Source organism: Pseudomonas tohonis, from assembly GCF_012767755.2.
Classification (GTDB): domain Bacteria; phylum Pseudomonadota; class Gammaproteobacteria; order Pseudomonadales; family Pseudomonadaceae; genus Metapseudomonas; species Metapseudomonas tohonis.
The window spans coordinates 334,943-350,027 of record NZ_AP023189.1 but is presented as its reverse complement, the minus strand read 5'-3'; the positions used below and the strand labels follow the sequence as shown (position 1 = coordinate 350,027).

Annotated in this window: 9 protein-coding genes and 1 pseudogene; 3 read left to right on the top strand and 7 right to left on the bottom strand. The window is 56.1% G+C overall.

All coding sequences use genetic code 11. The annotated features are described in order from the left end of the window. The first annotated feature begins 330 nt into the window (after window positions 1-330). The 3 genes and pseudogenes from HSX14_RS01605 to HSX14_RS01595 all read left to right on the top strand — a co-directional run bounded on the left by HSX14_RS01605 (window position 331) and on the right by HSX14_RS01595 (window position 2,741). On the top strand, window positions 331-594 hold the full coding sequence (locus HSX14_RS01605) for an accessory factor UbiK family protein (protein WP_111261184.1): 264 nt from the start codon (window positions 331-333) through the stop codon (window positions 592-594). Window positions 595-628: 34 nt separating this feature from the next. Then, window positions 629-856 (top strand): annotated as a pseudogene (locus HSX14_RS01600) (magnesium chelatase domain-containing protein); the annotation flags it as partial. Window positions 857-935: 79 nt separating this feature from the next. Continuing rightward, window positions 936-2,741 (top strand): hypothetical protein, encoded by a 1,806-nt coding sequence (locus tag HSX14_RS01595; RefSeq protein ID WP_173176753.1) that lies wholly within the window; start codon window positions 936-938, stop codon window positions 2,739-2,741. 38 nt (window positions 2,742-2,779) lie between these two features. On the opposite strand, the gene HSX14_RS01590 is transcribed toward HSX14_RS01595, so the two are convergent. The 7 genes from HSX14_RS01590 to HSX14_RS01560 form a co-directional block, all read right to left on the bottom strand. Next, window positions 2,780-3,007, bottom strand: a complete 228-nt coding sequence (locus tag HSX14_RS01590; protein WP_173176755.1) for a BPSL0761 family protein — start codon at window positions 3,005-3,007, stop codon at window positions 2,780-2,782. A gap of 70 nt (window positions 3,008-3,077) precedes the next feature. Next, window positions 3,078-3,833: a DUF6088 family protein gene (locus HSX14_RS01585; protein WP_228723529.1), complete on the bottom strand. Its 756-nt coding sequence runs from the start codon at window positions 3,831-3,833 to the stop codon at window positions 3,078-3,080. 371 nt (window positions 3,834-4,204) lie between these two features. Beyond that, window positions 4,205-5,158: a toll/interleukin-1 receptor domain-containing protein gene (locus tag HSX14_RS01580; RefSeq protein ID WP_173176757.1), complete on the bottom strand. Its 954-nt coding sequence runs from the start codon at window positions 5,156-5,158 to the stop codon at window positions 4,205-4,207. Between the two features lie 649 nt (window positions 5,159-5,807). Beyond that, window positions 5,808-6,908, bottom strand: coding sequence for a hypothetical protein (locus HSX14_RS01575; protein WP_173176759.1), 1,101 nt, complete (start codon window positions 6,906-6,908; stop codon window positions 5,808-5,810). Continuing rightward, a complete protein-coding gene (locus tag HSX14_RS01570; RefSeq protein WP_173176761.1) occupies window positions 6,905-12,676 on the bottom strand; it encodes a coiled-coil domain-containing protein in 5,772 nt (1,923 codons plus the stop codon). The genes HSX14_RS01575 and HSX14_RS01570 overlap by 4 nt, the downstream gene beginning before the upstream one ends. Further along, window positions 12,654-13,502: a hypothetical protein gene (locus HSX14_RS01565; RefSeq protein WP_173176763.1), complete on the bottom strand. Its 849-nt coding sequence runs from the start codon at window positions 13,500-13,502 to the stop codon at window positions 12,654-12,656. The genes HSX14_RS01570 and HSX14_RS01565 overlap by 23 nt, the downstream gene beginning before the upstream one ends. Continuing rightward, window positions 13,489-14,952, bottom strand: coding sequence for a hypothetical protein (locus HSX14_RS01560; RefSeq protein WP_173176765.1), 1,464 nt, complete (start codon window positions 14,950-14,952; stop codon window positions 13,489-13,491). The genes HSX14_RS01565 and HSX14_RS01560 overlap by 14 nt, the downstream gene beginning before the upstream one ends. Window positions 14,953-15,085: the final 133 nt, after the last annotated feature.

The window sequence follows — 15,085 nt, the reverse complement described above, 5'->3', positions numbered from 1 at the left end:
AACGCGTCGAACCGCCCTGGCTCGGCCACTTCGAACGCAAACCAACCGCTTCCGGCGAAACACTCCCCCGCCTCGCCCGACACACCGGTACTGCATCGGTGCATGCGTCATGAGCCCTAAAGCAGAAAGCTTGCCAGCTCCATCAAAAGCGCTTCTTTTCAAGCAGATACTGGCCGTATGCCCCCTCGGCGCCCGTTGCGGCACCGGCGACACGCACCAACTTGGCGCAGCGGATGATCGGCCGTTGCTCAAAAATCGTGCGCCGTCCATCCGGATCGGCCTGCCACCGCCCGTGGTAGACTGCGCACCGCCTGTCCATGGAAGTCCATCATGCTGCCGCCCAAAGCCCTGCTAGACGCCCTCGGTGCCCACGCCTCCCGCCTGTTCAGCGGTGATACCCCGCTGCCGCGCGCCGAATTCGAAACCCAGTTCAAAGCCCTGCTGCAGAGCGCCTTCAGCAAGCTCGACCTGGTCAGCCGCGAGGAATTCGACAGCCAGATGGCCGTCCTCGCCCGTACCCGCGCCCGCCTCGAGGCCCTGGAAGCCAAGGTCGCCGAGCTCGAAGCCACGCCGACACCGCCGCCGACCGAATGACCCGGCGGCCGGTGACAGCGATCAAGGAGTGATCATGTCCCTGGCCCTCGTCCACAGCCGCGCCCAGGTGGGCGTGGAAGCGCCGGCCGTCACGGTCGAGGCGCACCTGACCAACGGCCTGCCCTCGCTGGCCCTGGTCGGCCTGCCGGAGACGGCGGTGAAGGAGAGCAAGGACCGCGTCCGCAGCGCCATCCTCACCAGCGGCTTCGAATTCCCGCTGCGCCGTATCACCCTCAACCTCGCTCCCGCCGACCTGCCCAAGGTCTAAGATGTTTTAATATTTGATAGCGGTTTTGGCATCTGAGAATATCGTGCTCTTTTTATGAGAATAGATTGCTCAGATGACCCGCGAGGTTTATCACGAACAACTCCACAAGGACGGCCTATGGCGCATCAAGAACTTTAGGTACTTGGTGAAGCAGAGCTATGCGGACGTGGAAGATCTGCGGCTCGAAGTCGTCATCGGAAAGGTAACGGAGCCCGGTGAGCAACCGAGGCAGGAGGCGGATGATATCGTCCCTGTGCCGATAGGCGACCTGCCGTCGCTGAGGCGAAATGGGCTCATACGCGATGGGTTCCTGCTTCGCACCGACTACCAGTTGGTGGAGGCCAGAAAGAAACGCCTCACCCTTGATCTCTCTCGCGCAAATCTGACGTTCTTCAAACGCTTTGCTGAAGAAAACTCAGAGGCAATAATCCCAAGAACAAAATCAAGCGCAGAGGAAGATAACGAAACGGTTTATATGGGCATAGGCCATAACGGTGACCGCTACGGCGTCATTATTCCATCCGTAGACATTTTTCTTTTCTTCTATGCGAACTCAACATTCCTGACGGAGCTTGTACTTAGCGAGCACATTCTTAATCCAGAGCTCAGCATTTATGACAAAGAAAAATCCGTTACAACTGGCCCGCATAAAAAAATCTGGTTAAAGAAGGGTGTACCTGAGCAGATAGTAGATTTTTTGGCGGCGTTGCTCTTCGATGAATATGCCCTCGGAGCAGCAAAAGCCATTTTCACAGACAGGGGACCTGACGGCCAATCGTCTAAGCGATGGCCTATACGGGCGGCTCCTCCAACGGAAGGAAAAGTCGGCTTTAAACTGCTCGGCAGGAATATTGGCAAAAATCGACTTCTAGTTACTCAAATATTAAGCTGTGACTGGGTACCCGCTATTGGTTCCATAGAATGGGACCGGGATGGGAGATCTAGCACTACGTCAACAGGAAGGGGTTCAGAAATGGTCCCCTTGGCACTGAACAACATTGAGCCCGCCGAACAGATTATTGATGAAGGCGTGGACCGTAGGAAGGCTAGAAGCCCGGTGTATGCACCGCACATTGACCAGCGCTTTCCAGGCCTAAAGAAAATTCCCGTCAAACGCTCGCCGAAGCCAGATCCGACTGAGAAGGAAGGCGGAAAATACGTCAAAAAAAATGTATCTGTTGAAGTGGCCACTACTGCACCTGGCGGCCCCGACTCAGAAAAGAAACGTAAAGCTGAAGTCAGAGGAAAAGCAAAAAATCCTGCAGGCACCACAGAGAAAGACAAGGAGCTCGAGAACTTTCAGCTAACTTCGAATGATGTGCAGAATCAAAGCATCGCAACAGCGATAATTTTGTTCAAAGCGCATGAGTACGAGCTAGCGGAGGTCTGCTTTCTCACTGAGGGATTTCAGCCCAAAGAACTAGCTATAGACAAAAATAATCGGATCCCGCTTTGCTTACTTCCCTCGACGCACGATGGCAAAGATAAAGCCTGGCTTTACAGCGACGAACTTAAAGTACGGCAACGTGTAGCTGTCATGGCCAGGGTCGAGTTCGACGGTAAGGTTCGATACGTATTCGAGCTACAAATGCGATTGAACCAAGCTATTTCAACTGGCGTCATTTGGACAGAGTCGGAAGATGAAATCCCAGAAGGGCTTCTCTACGAACTTTTACTGGGTTTTGCAGACCCCACTGGTTCCGATGCACTCATGCGCTCAACGGCTCGGGACAATTTGCAATGGGGCCGATGCAAACACAATCATAAAATCCAAATCGACTGGAAACATCCGGAACTGTTTGCGGATGATTTTCTGAGCCGACTGTTCAGCCAACCTCAAGCGGCACCACGATCGACTAGGTCTCGCCGCCCGCGCTGACGCGAGATTCCGCTGCTTCATTCGATCCCTTTGCACGCTCACTTCAGCGACGAGCTGAAGACAGGCCCCATTACCCCGATGGGCAACGTCTCAGCCTGCTCCTCAATTTTCCCGGCCAGGATGACGTCGTCCAATGTTGGATAATGCCGCAAGAGGAATTTAGCGTCGTGGCGCACCTTCTCCGGCAGGGTGCCATCTCGAGAAAGCGCGACAAGGAATTCCCGCGTATTCACCACTGCCCGAGAGCGCTCGTTGGGCATTGTCATAGTCACCTCCCCAGAAGGCATAGAGCCACAACTCATGTCCTGACTCCTAGCTAAGCGTAGACCGGGCCAGCTACCAGACCACATCACGACTGATCGCCATAGCCATCCAGAACGGAAGTAAATGCCGGACAGAGCGCAGCTCCTGCCAATCCGCCGGGGATAGCAGCTTGCGCAGCTTTTCCATCGCATGACTTATATGCGCCTCACCTAACCAAGCGAGCGCCCGAATTACCGCCCCAGGGCGCGTCGCACCGAGCGAGAGCATCCACTTAGGAACGCGCCTGATCTCGACCTTCGACTTGCCCAACGTGAGCGTGCGCCCTCGCCCGCGGGTGAAGAACACAGACATAACAGGTACCTGGGTGGTCAGCCCAAGGCCGTTAGCTGCTCGCGCGCCACTGTCTGTGATTACGTCTTGGGTCTTTTGAGCCAGAGCCTGGACGACCTTCTCTAGCGCCGGAGCCCTTGTCCCAAACCTGCTCGTAACTGGCGCCACATACAGTCCACGCACCACGCGAAGAAGCAGCCCAGCTTTGGCCAGTCTGGAAAATGCCTGGTCCACTGCAGCCCGACTTCCGAGATGAAGAAAATCCTTTGCGGCCAGCATCCCCCCCTCGGGCAGCTGCCTGCTTTGCTCCAAGATGGTTTGAGGAAGAGTTTTCATCGCTTTCGAGCCGGTGTGTTCTTTCGATGTCAGAAATCTATTCCACTTTCTGACATTGGTCAAATAGTAACCACGCCAACCTTCGAGCTCTCTCTGTGACGGGACAAAGCCGGCAGACACTCCGAGCGTGGACTTTGGCTCAGCCTGGCTGCAGTCGGGCACTCACTTGGCGCCTGATGAGACCTCTGCCATGCTGCCTGCTCAGAAGAAACTAGTGATCAACTCACGCTATCCCGCCTGGCCTGGCATCAAGGTCATAGAGGAAGAGGACTTCCTCTATGACCCAAGAATGCTTCAGAAACAGCCTTAAACCGCAGCCGGAAGCGCCGGCTCAGCGACACCAGCCAACTCCTTTCGGTCGTCATGAACCAGCAGCAGAAGCTCCGCAAGTGGTATCCTGAGCCTCTGCCCATGAGCTTCCTCTCCCGGCTATAGATACCGGTGACGAAACATGGTTTGAGGCGTCCTCTGAGGCCGCCTTTGTCATTTCTGGCTCAAGGATTTCTCTTCAGCCCCCACTGGCAGTCGTCAGCTCAACGCTGAAGAGGGGCGATGACGGTTTCCCACAGCAGTTCAGCGGCGCCTTCCTGGGACAGCTTCTGGTCCTGCCCCCTACGGAAGGTCATCCCCAAGCTGGTGAGATAGAGAGACTGGTCATCCGCTTGCACCGTAAGCATTTCGTTGTACGAGTTGCCACTGAACGAAGCGCCTTGGCTGTAGTAGATCCCCGCCCCCATCTGCCCCCCAACGAAGACTGTTGCTCTCGCAACGTCTTGGCCATCTTTGTAGATGGTCGCGGAGAACCTATTGGCGTCGACACGACGAAACACGCCCTCGAAGCCTGGGTTTCGTGCCTGGAGCTCCTGCAGAGAGTTTTCGAAATAGCGGGCGATGTATTCGAAGGTATCAATCTGGAATCGGTCTTTGTCCAGCTGAGTGAACGTCTTGGCCAGGCGAAGGTTGCTTGATCGCGGTCCGCTAGGTACTGCCTGTTGAGGGGTAATTAGTTCGACTCGAGCAGCTTGCGGGCTAGCTTTCGCATGAGTGCTGCGCAACTTTTCAGCCGCTTTACGGACCTCTTTCGCCACCTGCAGGAACGCCTCATCCCTGTCAGGCCACTGCGTTACCGGCTTTCCATCCTGAGGAGTGCCAAGCAGTTTGCCGAATGGCGCGTAGTGCCAATCGCATGCGCGCAGGATTACCGGGATGACGATCGCTTCCCCCGCATGATGGCGCTCCATAGCCCGATTCATCTCGATGTTGTAGCAATAGTCCGAAGCGATGAAGTCCGGGCTGACCAACAACAAGATGATCTCATCGCTGTTGATATGCTCATCAATGGCAGTATCGATTTCCTGGCCAGCATGGATCCTTCGATCATGCCAGGTCTCGATGACTCCTTGCCGTTTTAGCATGGCGAGCTGCTTCTCAAGCTGATCTCGCAGCGCTTCGTCAGCGTGACAGTATGAGAAAAATACATTCGGCAAGATGGCTACTCCAGCTGATCGGCGATGGCCCGATCTTACGGCCTGTTTTGCGCCTAATATAAAGCCTCCTGAATTGTGATTTCCTGGTAACTACAATCCCAAGTCAGCGTAACCGCAACTCGCCTGCCACAGACAAACAAAACGGAGCACGGTGTGGTTATCAAGGCAGCCGAGGAAAGCGGAGAGATGGGGGCTCTCGATAATCTCAGTCACCGGCCATCCTATGGATCAGCGGACATAGTCTTCGACATTCAGGGAGGCAACGTCTCATACAGCCAGGCTTATGCGAACTGCAAGGCGTTCCCAGCACTCAAGTCTGGAGACCGCTACTTCCGACTTGAGGAAGTCCAAACAACGACCCGCCATCTGTGACAACAACGCATGCCCAGGCATATGGGCATGACAGTTACTGGTGTGCACCTGCTGTGCGATCACAGCCTGAATCTGGATGCAGAGCTGTGCGTCCTAGTTATGCGGTCTGCAACAGCCACAACCAAAGCGTAAGACTCTTCAACAGGACGGTCTCTAGAAAGCCGGGGCCTATCCAGGCTGGTTTTCCTATAGGCCTCGAGAGAGTCGGTTTTAGACTACCCCAAAAGCAAGATCACAATAGATATCAACGAGTTATAAATTCTCGCCGGCTCTTGATTTAGCTCCTCTCACAAGTGCCTAGGACAGCGATTTCTGGCAGCGAGAGAAACTCCTGATCAAGGCCTCGGACCGCGCACAACTCAGCGAGCTTTCGAAGCTCTGGCATATCCGCAAACTCGTCACCCCCTAGGGGCGCCTGACCTTCCTTTGCGGTAATCGCATGGTACTCATGTCCTTCTCCATTCAGCAGGTGGTCTCGCAGCGCTGTGTAAAGGGGGCTGAGCACCAGCTGAGGCAAGCGTTTAAGGAGACTCCGATAGATCCGGAACGCCTCCAGGTCGAAATCCCCCCAGAATTCGATGACCGGATGCGTGAGCAAGCTGCAGAGTTCAGCTACTTCTGGATTTCTCCGCAGTTGGATCAGGTCCGCCCAACTACCGCTCAAGAGGCTCTGCAGCTGTTTTCCATACGCCTCACCGCTCCTGGAAAGCCCGTATCCAAATGTCGCAATCAGTGCACAGCGCTCAGCCAACCCAGCTTCAATGGCACGTTCAAACGCCCAAGGGTTTTCAATGAGCACAACCCGCTCGGGCAGTGCCGGCCCGGCAGTCACCACATAAGGGATACGGTCAGGCTGAGCGAATAACGCTGGACAGAACTGGCGCATCGGAGCAACCGGGAGCTTGCCAACAACTTTCGACGATCCAAGCAGGTACTTGGTACTGATAACGAAGGCTGACTCATCCGTAGGCTGGCTAAGCTCCTTTCGCAGTCGGCCAAGACCCGCTGCGAGCCGATCGAGCATCTCAGGAGACAATCCGTCTGTTGCGAGGTGCAGGGACTCAAGCAGTACTTGCGAGTCCCTATCCAGCGCGCTGCGCTGCAATGCCGAACGCCAAACTAACAATGAGTCTGACTCGATAGCCGATGGCCTGCTAGCCAGGACTCTGACTTGACCAATAGGCTCACCATTGGCGGCCACGTTATCCAGCCAGCCCTGCTCCTTGAGCCTGATAAATCCACGCCGGACATCGCTATGGTGAAGGCCCAGATCCTTCCCCAGTTTTTCCAGCAGGCCGGCTGGTCTCAAGTACGCTCCTTTCCCGAGGCGCTTCCAAATCGCTGCCTGCAGCTCTGGTATCCGGTCGTCAATACTCACCGACCTTCCTCCGCTGCTTTAGCTGTACGAGCCACCCGGATGGCCTGAAAAGTGGCGAGGGTCTCTTGCCCTAAAACATCTCTCTCGCCAACTTCATTCAGGTGAGACCAAGCACGCATGTAATGCCCTTGCATCTCTCTGGCCACTACCAGAGCGGGGAATCGATTGAAATCGTTCTGATAGGCGGGATCATGGACAGTGACAATCAGCTGGAATCGCCCCGTAGTATCCTCAATGCCCTTCAAGGTTTCATCAATCAAGCTTTTCGAGGACAGGTGGGAAAATGCACCATCTAGGATAGTGAAGCCTGTGGACCGATCGCGCAGCCGCTGACGCTGCGCTCGCCCAACGGTTTGCCGGCGGATCTCCCTCTCCGTTATGAACTCTGAAAGCCGTAGGATCCAGAGGAAGGTAATGGCAATCCCCTGGCCAGAGCTCGCCATGTCGCGTTCCATCTCGAGGGGGGCCTCGCTCATAGCTGGCAGAACGAGGTAGATGCGGGGATTCACAATCACTTTCTGATAGAAGTTTCTGCGGATGTCGTCGCGCAGACTTTGTCTTAGGTGATCGCGCACAGAAGACTCTTTGGCCAGCTCGTTATCCTCGTAATTCTCAACGTCCTGGATAATCGACTCGATCAGCGCCTGGACACCCTCTGAATCGATGACCTTGGCATCAACGTGGAACCCAGCTCGAGTTACAGCCTTGGACGTCTGATCAACTTTAGGCGCGAGAATGGTACGCAGTGTTTTGAGGTTGTCAGGCAGTCGTAGCGTGAAATTTGTCAGCCAGCTACTGAGTCCGGCACGCTCCTCAGCCAGGTGCTCATCAGCAATCCTGTTGACCTTCATGTTCTCATCGAATGACACCTGGCTGGCCTGCAGCATCACAGTGACCAGTGGCGGGTTCTCGCGCGCTTGCCGTAGCTGGGTACGTGCCACCTCAGGCAACTTGAGGTGAGAGTCGCCCAATATCTTATCGGTAAGCTTGATGAAACTCTCCATGTGAAGCTGAAGGCCTTTTCCAGCCTCGCTGTAGCGTTGCCGCAACTGCTCAGCCTCTCCGGACGACAACAACTCACAGGCCTGATCCATGCTTCGGGCAAGGCCCATATGAGAGGAGTCACCCGCCGGGTGGAGCGCCCGATAGAGCTCATGGTTACGTAACTGCTCGGGGCTTATTGAGACCGGTTCAGGTATTACTTTCTTGCGCTCCAAGTAGCCACGCCGCACTTGTATGATCGACTCGTCGATGAGCCGCTCCGCCCTTCGAAGGGTCTCCTGTTCAGCACGCAGTTGCTCATCCTTCGTCTGGTTCTCTTTCAGAAGTGCTGCAATCGCCTGAAGGCGATCTCCTGCGAGCCCAAGCTCTGCCTGAATGGCTGCCAGCCTGACGTTCCCACCACTCGCCACAAACTGCGCCACACCCTCGAAATCAAATGCAGCTCTGCGCTGAGCGTACTCACGAGCACGCTCAAGCTGGCCCCTTACTTCGTCAGCCTTCGCCATGAAGTCCGGGCCATGCTCAGGGTGATCCGCAAAGCTTTGTAGACGACTCAAGCCATCAATCTGACGGGCCTGCTCAAGGGCCTTAACAAGCCGTTCCTGACTTCGTTTCCTAAATTGCACCAGCGTCTCGAACACTGACTCGTGGTCAGAGAGATCAACAGTAAGGACATCGAATTTGGTACTGGCTTCCTGGATCGTCAGGCTCAGCTCATCAGGCGACCTACCCTGCAATGCCTCTTCAACGGCACACATCGCCCGAATGGAAGTAATGGCATCGAACGATGCTCGCGTCTCCAGCCGGGGCATGACTTGGTCAAGCTCCTGGGCGAGCGCGAGCAACGTCGTATGCTGCTCAGGGACCCTATTCTCGATAGCTGCTGCTGCTTCACGCGCGACGGGCTCAATCAGCGAAGTCTGATCCCATCGCTCGATGGATTGGAGAACGTCCTGCAGCTTCGCGTCCTGGACAGCTATATCCTCGTCGACCCGGGTACGCGCTTCCAGAACGACTACCCAGGAGGCGTCAGGAGAGAGTTGGAGCAAATCTTGAAGGCTTGCCATGGCACGAATGGAAAGCCGGGCATCTTTCGACGCCCTATCTTCCAGTGCAGGCAATTCAGAGTGGAGTCGGGATATGGAACCACGTAGCTGTTCAGCCTGACGGGCCTTACCTTCGTCTATGGCCTTCGCAGCGACTGCAGCATTGACTTCCTGATCAGCGTCCCGCTCAAGTTCGACGAGTACGGCCTGGGCCTCATCAATACCTGCTTGAAGCCCCTCGACAAGACGAGCCAACTCGGCCACAGAATGCAGAATGGAATCCCAGCCAGCATTGGACGTAAGACCGAGCGTTTCAGTGGTAATCAGCCGAGACTCAATGGCCTGTTTAGCTTCCACTGAGGCACGCCTTTCGAGCCTGGGAAGATCCTCATCCAGCCCTTGGATGAAGGCTTTAAGCTCCGCACCGCGCTCAGGAATTCGACGCAAAATCGCATCTCGCGCCTGCTCTGCAGTTTGAGCGAAAAGCTCCTCTGCAACGAATCGATCAATGCGCGCCTGAAGCTCGTCAATCTGGGCCCGCAGCTCACTGAGCAAAACATCAAGTCGAGCACGCTCTTGCTGCAGAAGACCAGGGTCCAGCAAACAAGCCACCGGCCAGGTTTTGACACCGACGAGCCAAGTGACGGCCACACCATCTTGATAAGAAATCGAGCCGCTTCGGCAGAACTCACCAAGCGGGCCTGCCACAAGTACGGGGACATCGATTTCTGCCTGAGCCAGGCGCCCTGCGACTTCGGCTGCAGCCTCGACACTGTGAAGCACCGGGGCAAAAATCAAAGCAGAGAACAGTGATAGAACCGTTTCCTTGCGCGCTTCGCCGAGCTCAAGCGAATCAATAAAGGCGTAAAGTGGCTGAGCAGTAGTTCCCGCAACATCCATAGCAGCACGTGCGGTCGAGCTCGGTACCACCGGATCCTTGTCGAGGATACGGCGCCGCTCACCAACGCGCTCATACTCGTCGCGCATCTCAGCCAGCGCCTGCTCTGCAGCTGAGCGAGATGCACGCCATTGTTCAAGCCAGAGCCCCGGCTCCAGGCCAACCACCTCAGACCTAAACACCTCCACTGCATCAAGCTCTGCTTGGATGTGAGTCAAAGCACCTAGGGCGTCTTCTCGCCGAAGCTTCGCGGATGCGAGCTCTGCTCCAATCCTGCCTATCAGACCGTATGGATCTTCATTCAGGAAGTAGGAGTCGTAGGCCTCTGCCCCATCGCGATGCTCGGCAACGACGTGCCGCTGAGCGAGCATAGAGTCCAAACGCAGCCCGTTTGCGGATATCACTTCGTCGGCGTGAGTCTTCTTTTGAGATCGATACGCAAGCCACTCACCAGGGTGCGCGCTGGGGAAGTGCTGCTGAAATTGCTCGATCGCCGCCAGGTCGGGCTGGAGGGCTGCCAAGGTTTGCTCATTCTGGCGGAGCGAAATTTGAGCGTGTTCGAGCTCACGCTGTACCTGCGCTTCCAAACCCTCGGTCGTAGCTCCCTCGAAGCGCAGACCAAACGATGTCCCAGCCTGCCAATGCGTTTCTGCACGCGCCAGCAATTCCTTCCTGCGACCCAATGCGAGACGAATGGACGTTTCTCGCTCGCCTAGCTGTTTTCTCTCGGCTGCTCGAGCGTGAAGCCATTGAGCAGGGTCGCTATTTGGATACGTTTGGCTGAACGTTTCCAGCGCTTTGATAGCTCCGGCGAGTGACCTCAACTCATCAGAATAGTGGTCCCGCTTAGACTTTGCCTCATCGAGCTCTCTGTGGACTTGCTGCTCCAGCCCCTTCGCAGACTCGCCTGCGAAAATTTCATGGAAAACTCGAGTGTCGGGGAGGTAGTGGGTCACCGTGGAGTGACTCTCTCGAAGCCGCTCGAAATCGGATTTGGCTCGCTTGTGCTGCTGGACCAGCCTAGCGACAAGGCTTGCTTGGGCCTCTTGCTTACCGTCTGCCTCCTCTAATTGTTGCCTAGCCTCGACCTCCTCGCGCTCCAAGTCGGCTACCAGAATACCGGGTGAAACATCCTCACCGTGCTCAGCCTGGAATTCTTGCCACTTCAAGAAGGTTGACTGATGCTCTGACGTGACCCTGTTGTGATGATCGAAGTCCCGGTTCGCGCGCAATAACTCTTCTGTTACTGCCGCTTCCGTACCTGCGGGGTTGGCCAGCTCCTGTTCACTGAAGTAGCCGCTTTTCTGAAGCATCTCCCACGCTACACCGCCGCTTCTGAGCCCCGACTCCTCATGACTTAGCTCCGTAGATCGTCCTTGGAGCGCCCCGGCTTCTTCCTCCAGGGTACGGTTCTGCACAGCGATAGCCGCTCGCTGCAAATTGCTGTTCCGGATTTCACGACGGGCTGGGTTGGTGTCCGCGTGATCCCTTGCCCAAGCGAAGGCTGCATTCAACTGTGTGATCACTGCCTCGCGATCAGACGCTGCTTCATCACTCATCGCGTCGAAGCAAAGCGTGATCGCATCAGGCAGGTTGTAAAGCTTCGCAGGATGGCCGCCACGAGCAGGGATAAAACGAGGAAGGTTACAAGACAAATCAATAGCTTGTGATTTCTGCGCTTTCGTATCCGGTCGTGCACTCAAGACCCGTACCACTCGCTGATTAAGAGCCCTTACCGGCTCATTCAGCAAGGATGCGAGCCCCTGGTCGGTGATCCACCATTCCTCGCGCTGCAGAAGCATGTAGTGGAACAGATCTGGATCCTCTACCGCAGGAGGACGGGGAGAGCCTGGGATCGGATTCTTGAGCACGGCGTCTTCAAGAACGCAAAGCTCTTCGATCAAGGGCCGCCGCGTGGCGTGCAAATCCGCTTGTGCGGCCTCAATTTTCTGCACCTCTTCGTCAAGATCTCTAAGGCGCTCAAGAACTCGTTCGGCCTCATCTAGTTCGCGCGCGGTCTCTTTGGTTCGCTTGCGTGCCCGGACCACGCTGCTAGCCTTTTCATGGATCGTGTCTTCGATTCCACGCTCATCCTCCTCGCCGTAGCTACCCATCACATCTGCGAGCAGCTCGGGAGCGAGGTGCTTGTAGAACAGCTGAGCGCTGTAGTTGCCCGTCTTCGACTCCACCTCGAAGTAGGTGCTTGAGCCTTCCGCAGCGTTCGCGGCCTGGTAGGCGTACTGCTGCAGAATCGATGCAGCGTCAAAGTGCTCAGAGATGAAACGCCGCCACTCCTCGTCTTGTCGCTCTTTCTGGTTGGAGGGAAACAGGCCTGGGCGCTTCCTCAAACACTCCAAAAACTCTTCGCGAGTCACTATGTCGGTAATTCGGCCACTTTCTATACCCAGGGGGCAGTCATCAAACGTTCCCCGGTATGCATAGAAATCGAAAGTCCTGCCGTCCCTAGCATTGCCATACATACCGAAGACCATTCTTTCGCCGTCACTGGGGCCAATGAGTTCCTGCAGCAGGTCCTCGTGGCCCGGGTTGCGGTGCGTGATCTCGATACGTAGGTGCGTGAACGCACCGTAAGATTCTGGTGCGGCATGCTTTCGCATCAGCTCATTGAGCTTCTTGGTCTTGCCGGCCAGCATCGCCAGTATCATCAACACCATCGTGCTCTTGCCACGTCCGTTAGGGATGTTGAGCGCGGCATGGTAGCCACCCAGCAAGAAGCGATTGCAGGGCCAGTCTGGCCTCCAGGGAGCTTTGCGTCGATGGTTCAGGAAGTTTGAGACCTCAAACGCGTGAATCAGGGGCATCGTCTTCTCCTACGGAAAGCTCCTCGTAGCCATTAATCAGCGATTGAGCTCGAGTCAGAAATGCTTGATCTGCCGCTGGCATCAGATAGCGCAAGGACCGATCAGCAATACCGGACATGTCCACGGCTGCCACTAGTGACTGACGCCAAATACCGTCCTGGTCGGTCTGTTCGATCATTCGGTATTGCTTCATGAGCTTGAAGAACCGTCGCGCAATCTGAGGGATGCTCGCTCGCTTCTGCCAGTAGTCATCCCAGAGCAAGCCCGCTTCGCCTTCTGGACGGCCGGTATTCCCCATCGTCTCGACATCGGTCTTGAGCTGAATAATGAAGTCGGCCTCTTTCACCAGAGCATTGCGCCAGTTGTAGAGATTACCGACGGGTCGATCGATCCGATCGTAGAAGAAGTACTGAAGGGTCAGCCAAAGCCTCGCGATCCAAAAGACCGAAGAGCTTTTGTTCAGCTCCACCGCCTCATCATCAGCATTCCGTTCTCGACGACGATCACGGAAATCAGAAAAGAACGCTTTGGCGTCAACGTAGGACGGCGACTCCTCTCCAAATCGGCGACAGAGGATGTAGTAAACGATCGGGCGCCCGCTCTGGTCAGGAACACCCAGGTCTGCGATGCCGTCCAGGACACGCAATCCCAACCCCTGACCGGAGAGAAACTCGTCGAAGTCATCAAGCACCGACTGCCTGCAATCGAACAAGATCCGAGCAGCACGTATCTCATCTGGATATGCCGAGCGCCCTATGGGCCGAGTGGAGAGTTCCCGATGCTTGAGTAGTATTGAGAACACGAAGCCTTGCTCAGCTGGGGACATCAGGCACCTCCAGAGACAAAATCGGATTGCTGGTGACCAGAACAGAGCTGTCCGAAAATACTTCGATCAGCTCGTCCTGATGCAAGACACGAATACTTTGCTCGCCCACATCGAAGACTTCGGGGTAGGAATAGGCCCCCGTGAAATCGGCAAGACCTTCCGCCCCCTCGTAGACCAGCCCTTCAAGCCGCAGCAGCTCCTCAAGCGGTTTGGGGCCTGACTTCAGCGAACTGACTATCAGCTTGGCATTGCGCAGCAAAAACTCGTGCACTTGCTCAGCGTGGTCATCTACCTGGTCGGTCTGGCGGAACGACAGCTTGGGCGGAGCAGGGAGGCTCTGGACATAGAGCTTCGATAGGCTGACTTCGCCGGCGACGAGGTCAGGGCTGAAGAAGGCGAGATCGGGGGCCCAAGGGACAAAGTCGGCAGTTGCAGCCTCGAGTTGCTCAAGGAACCCATCTGTTCGCGAATGTAGGGAGTTGACGAGCTCCAGGAAGCCAATTGATGGGCTACGGACTGTTTGCGCCTGCTGCGCTTCAGTCAAAAAGTGCACGAACCTCCGTGAAAGGCTCTCCGTCGCCTGGAGAACCCTTTCCATTTCCGCCTGAAGGTTGCTCAACTCGTAAGAGATGCCGTTAGAGGCCTTCCACAGCTCAAAAGCATCTACTACGGGCGGTGAGAACAGGTACCGCATTGCCTTATCTACAAGGCCCGTAGCTTCCCGAAGAGCGCTGCTAATGGTGGCACCTTCTCGAATTAGCCCATCTCGCAGGTCGGTGTACGCAGGGCGTTCGGAAACATCAGCGATTTGCCGAGCCTTAGTCGCAAGGTCTCGAAGCATCTCCCGGCAGAAGCGGGGGATATCCGCAAACTGACGCCTCTCAAGTGCGGCCAGCAGACGCTGGGCATCAAGGTCGCTGTAGAGCCAGCTGTCCTTGAGCTCGGCGACACGAATGAACATTCGAGCGTTATCGGTCAGGCCCACTTGTCGTAGGCTGCTGTCGAAAATGAGGAGCGGTGTGGTATCGCTCGTACTCGCGACGCCAATTCCCTCTGTAGTCTTGACTCCGAAGCGGATTTCGCGCGGATGCGAGAGCGACAATACGCAGTGTTCCAGGGTTGCCTCATCGACCGACTGCACATCCTCGCTCGCGAGCTGTCGTAGCTGCTTGAGCGAGACCAGAGCCTGACCTTGATCCAGTTCCCACTGCCCAAGCGCAGTGATCAAGGAGATGGCGAGATGAAGGTTGTGCGCCGCCGTCTCAGGCACTTCGGGAACCGAGACATTGCTGCCAGAGCTTCGTGCCTGGTGGAAGTCGAGCAGGCGCGAGACGGCCGCGACAAGTCGAACCTCCACCGGTAGGTCGGGCGGTGTTTCGAGCGGTGAGACCAGCGGGCTTAAGGTGGCGCCCAGTGCCTCAGACGGTAAGTCGTCCTCGAACAAATCCATTGTTCATACCCTCCGCGGCGTAGCCAGGTAAAGGCCTAGCTAGACCGCACAACGCCATCTCATATGCCTCTGCGGCACTGAAATGTCAAATTGACGGCATGCCACGGACCTGGCCTGATGTGGGACGACTACT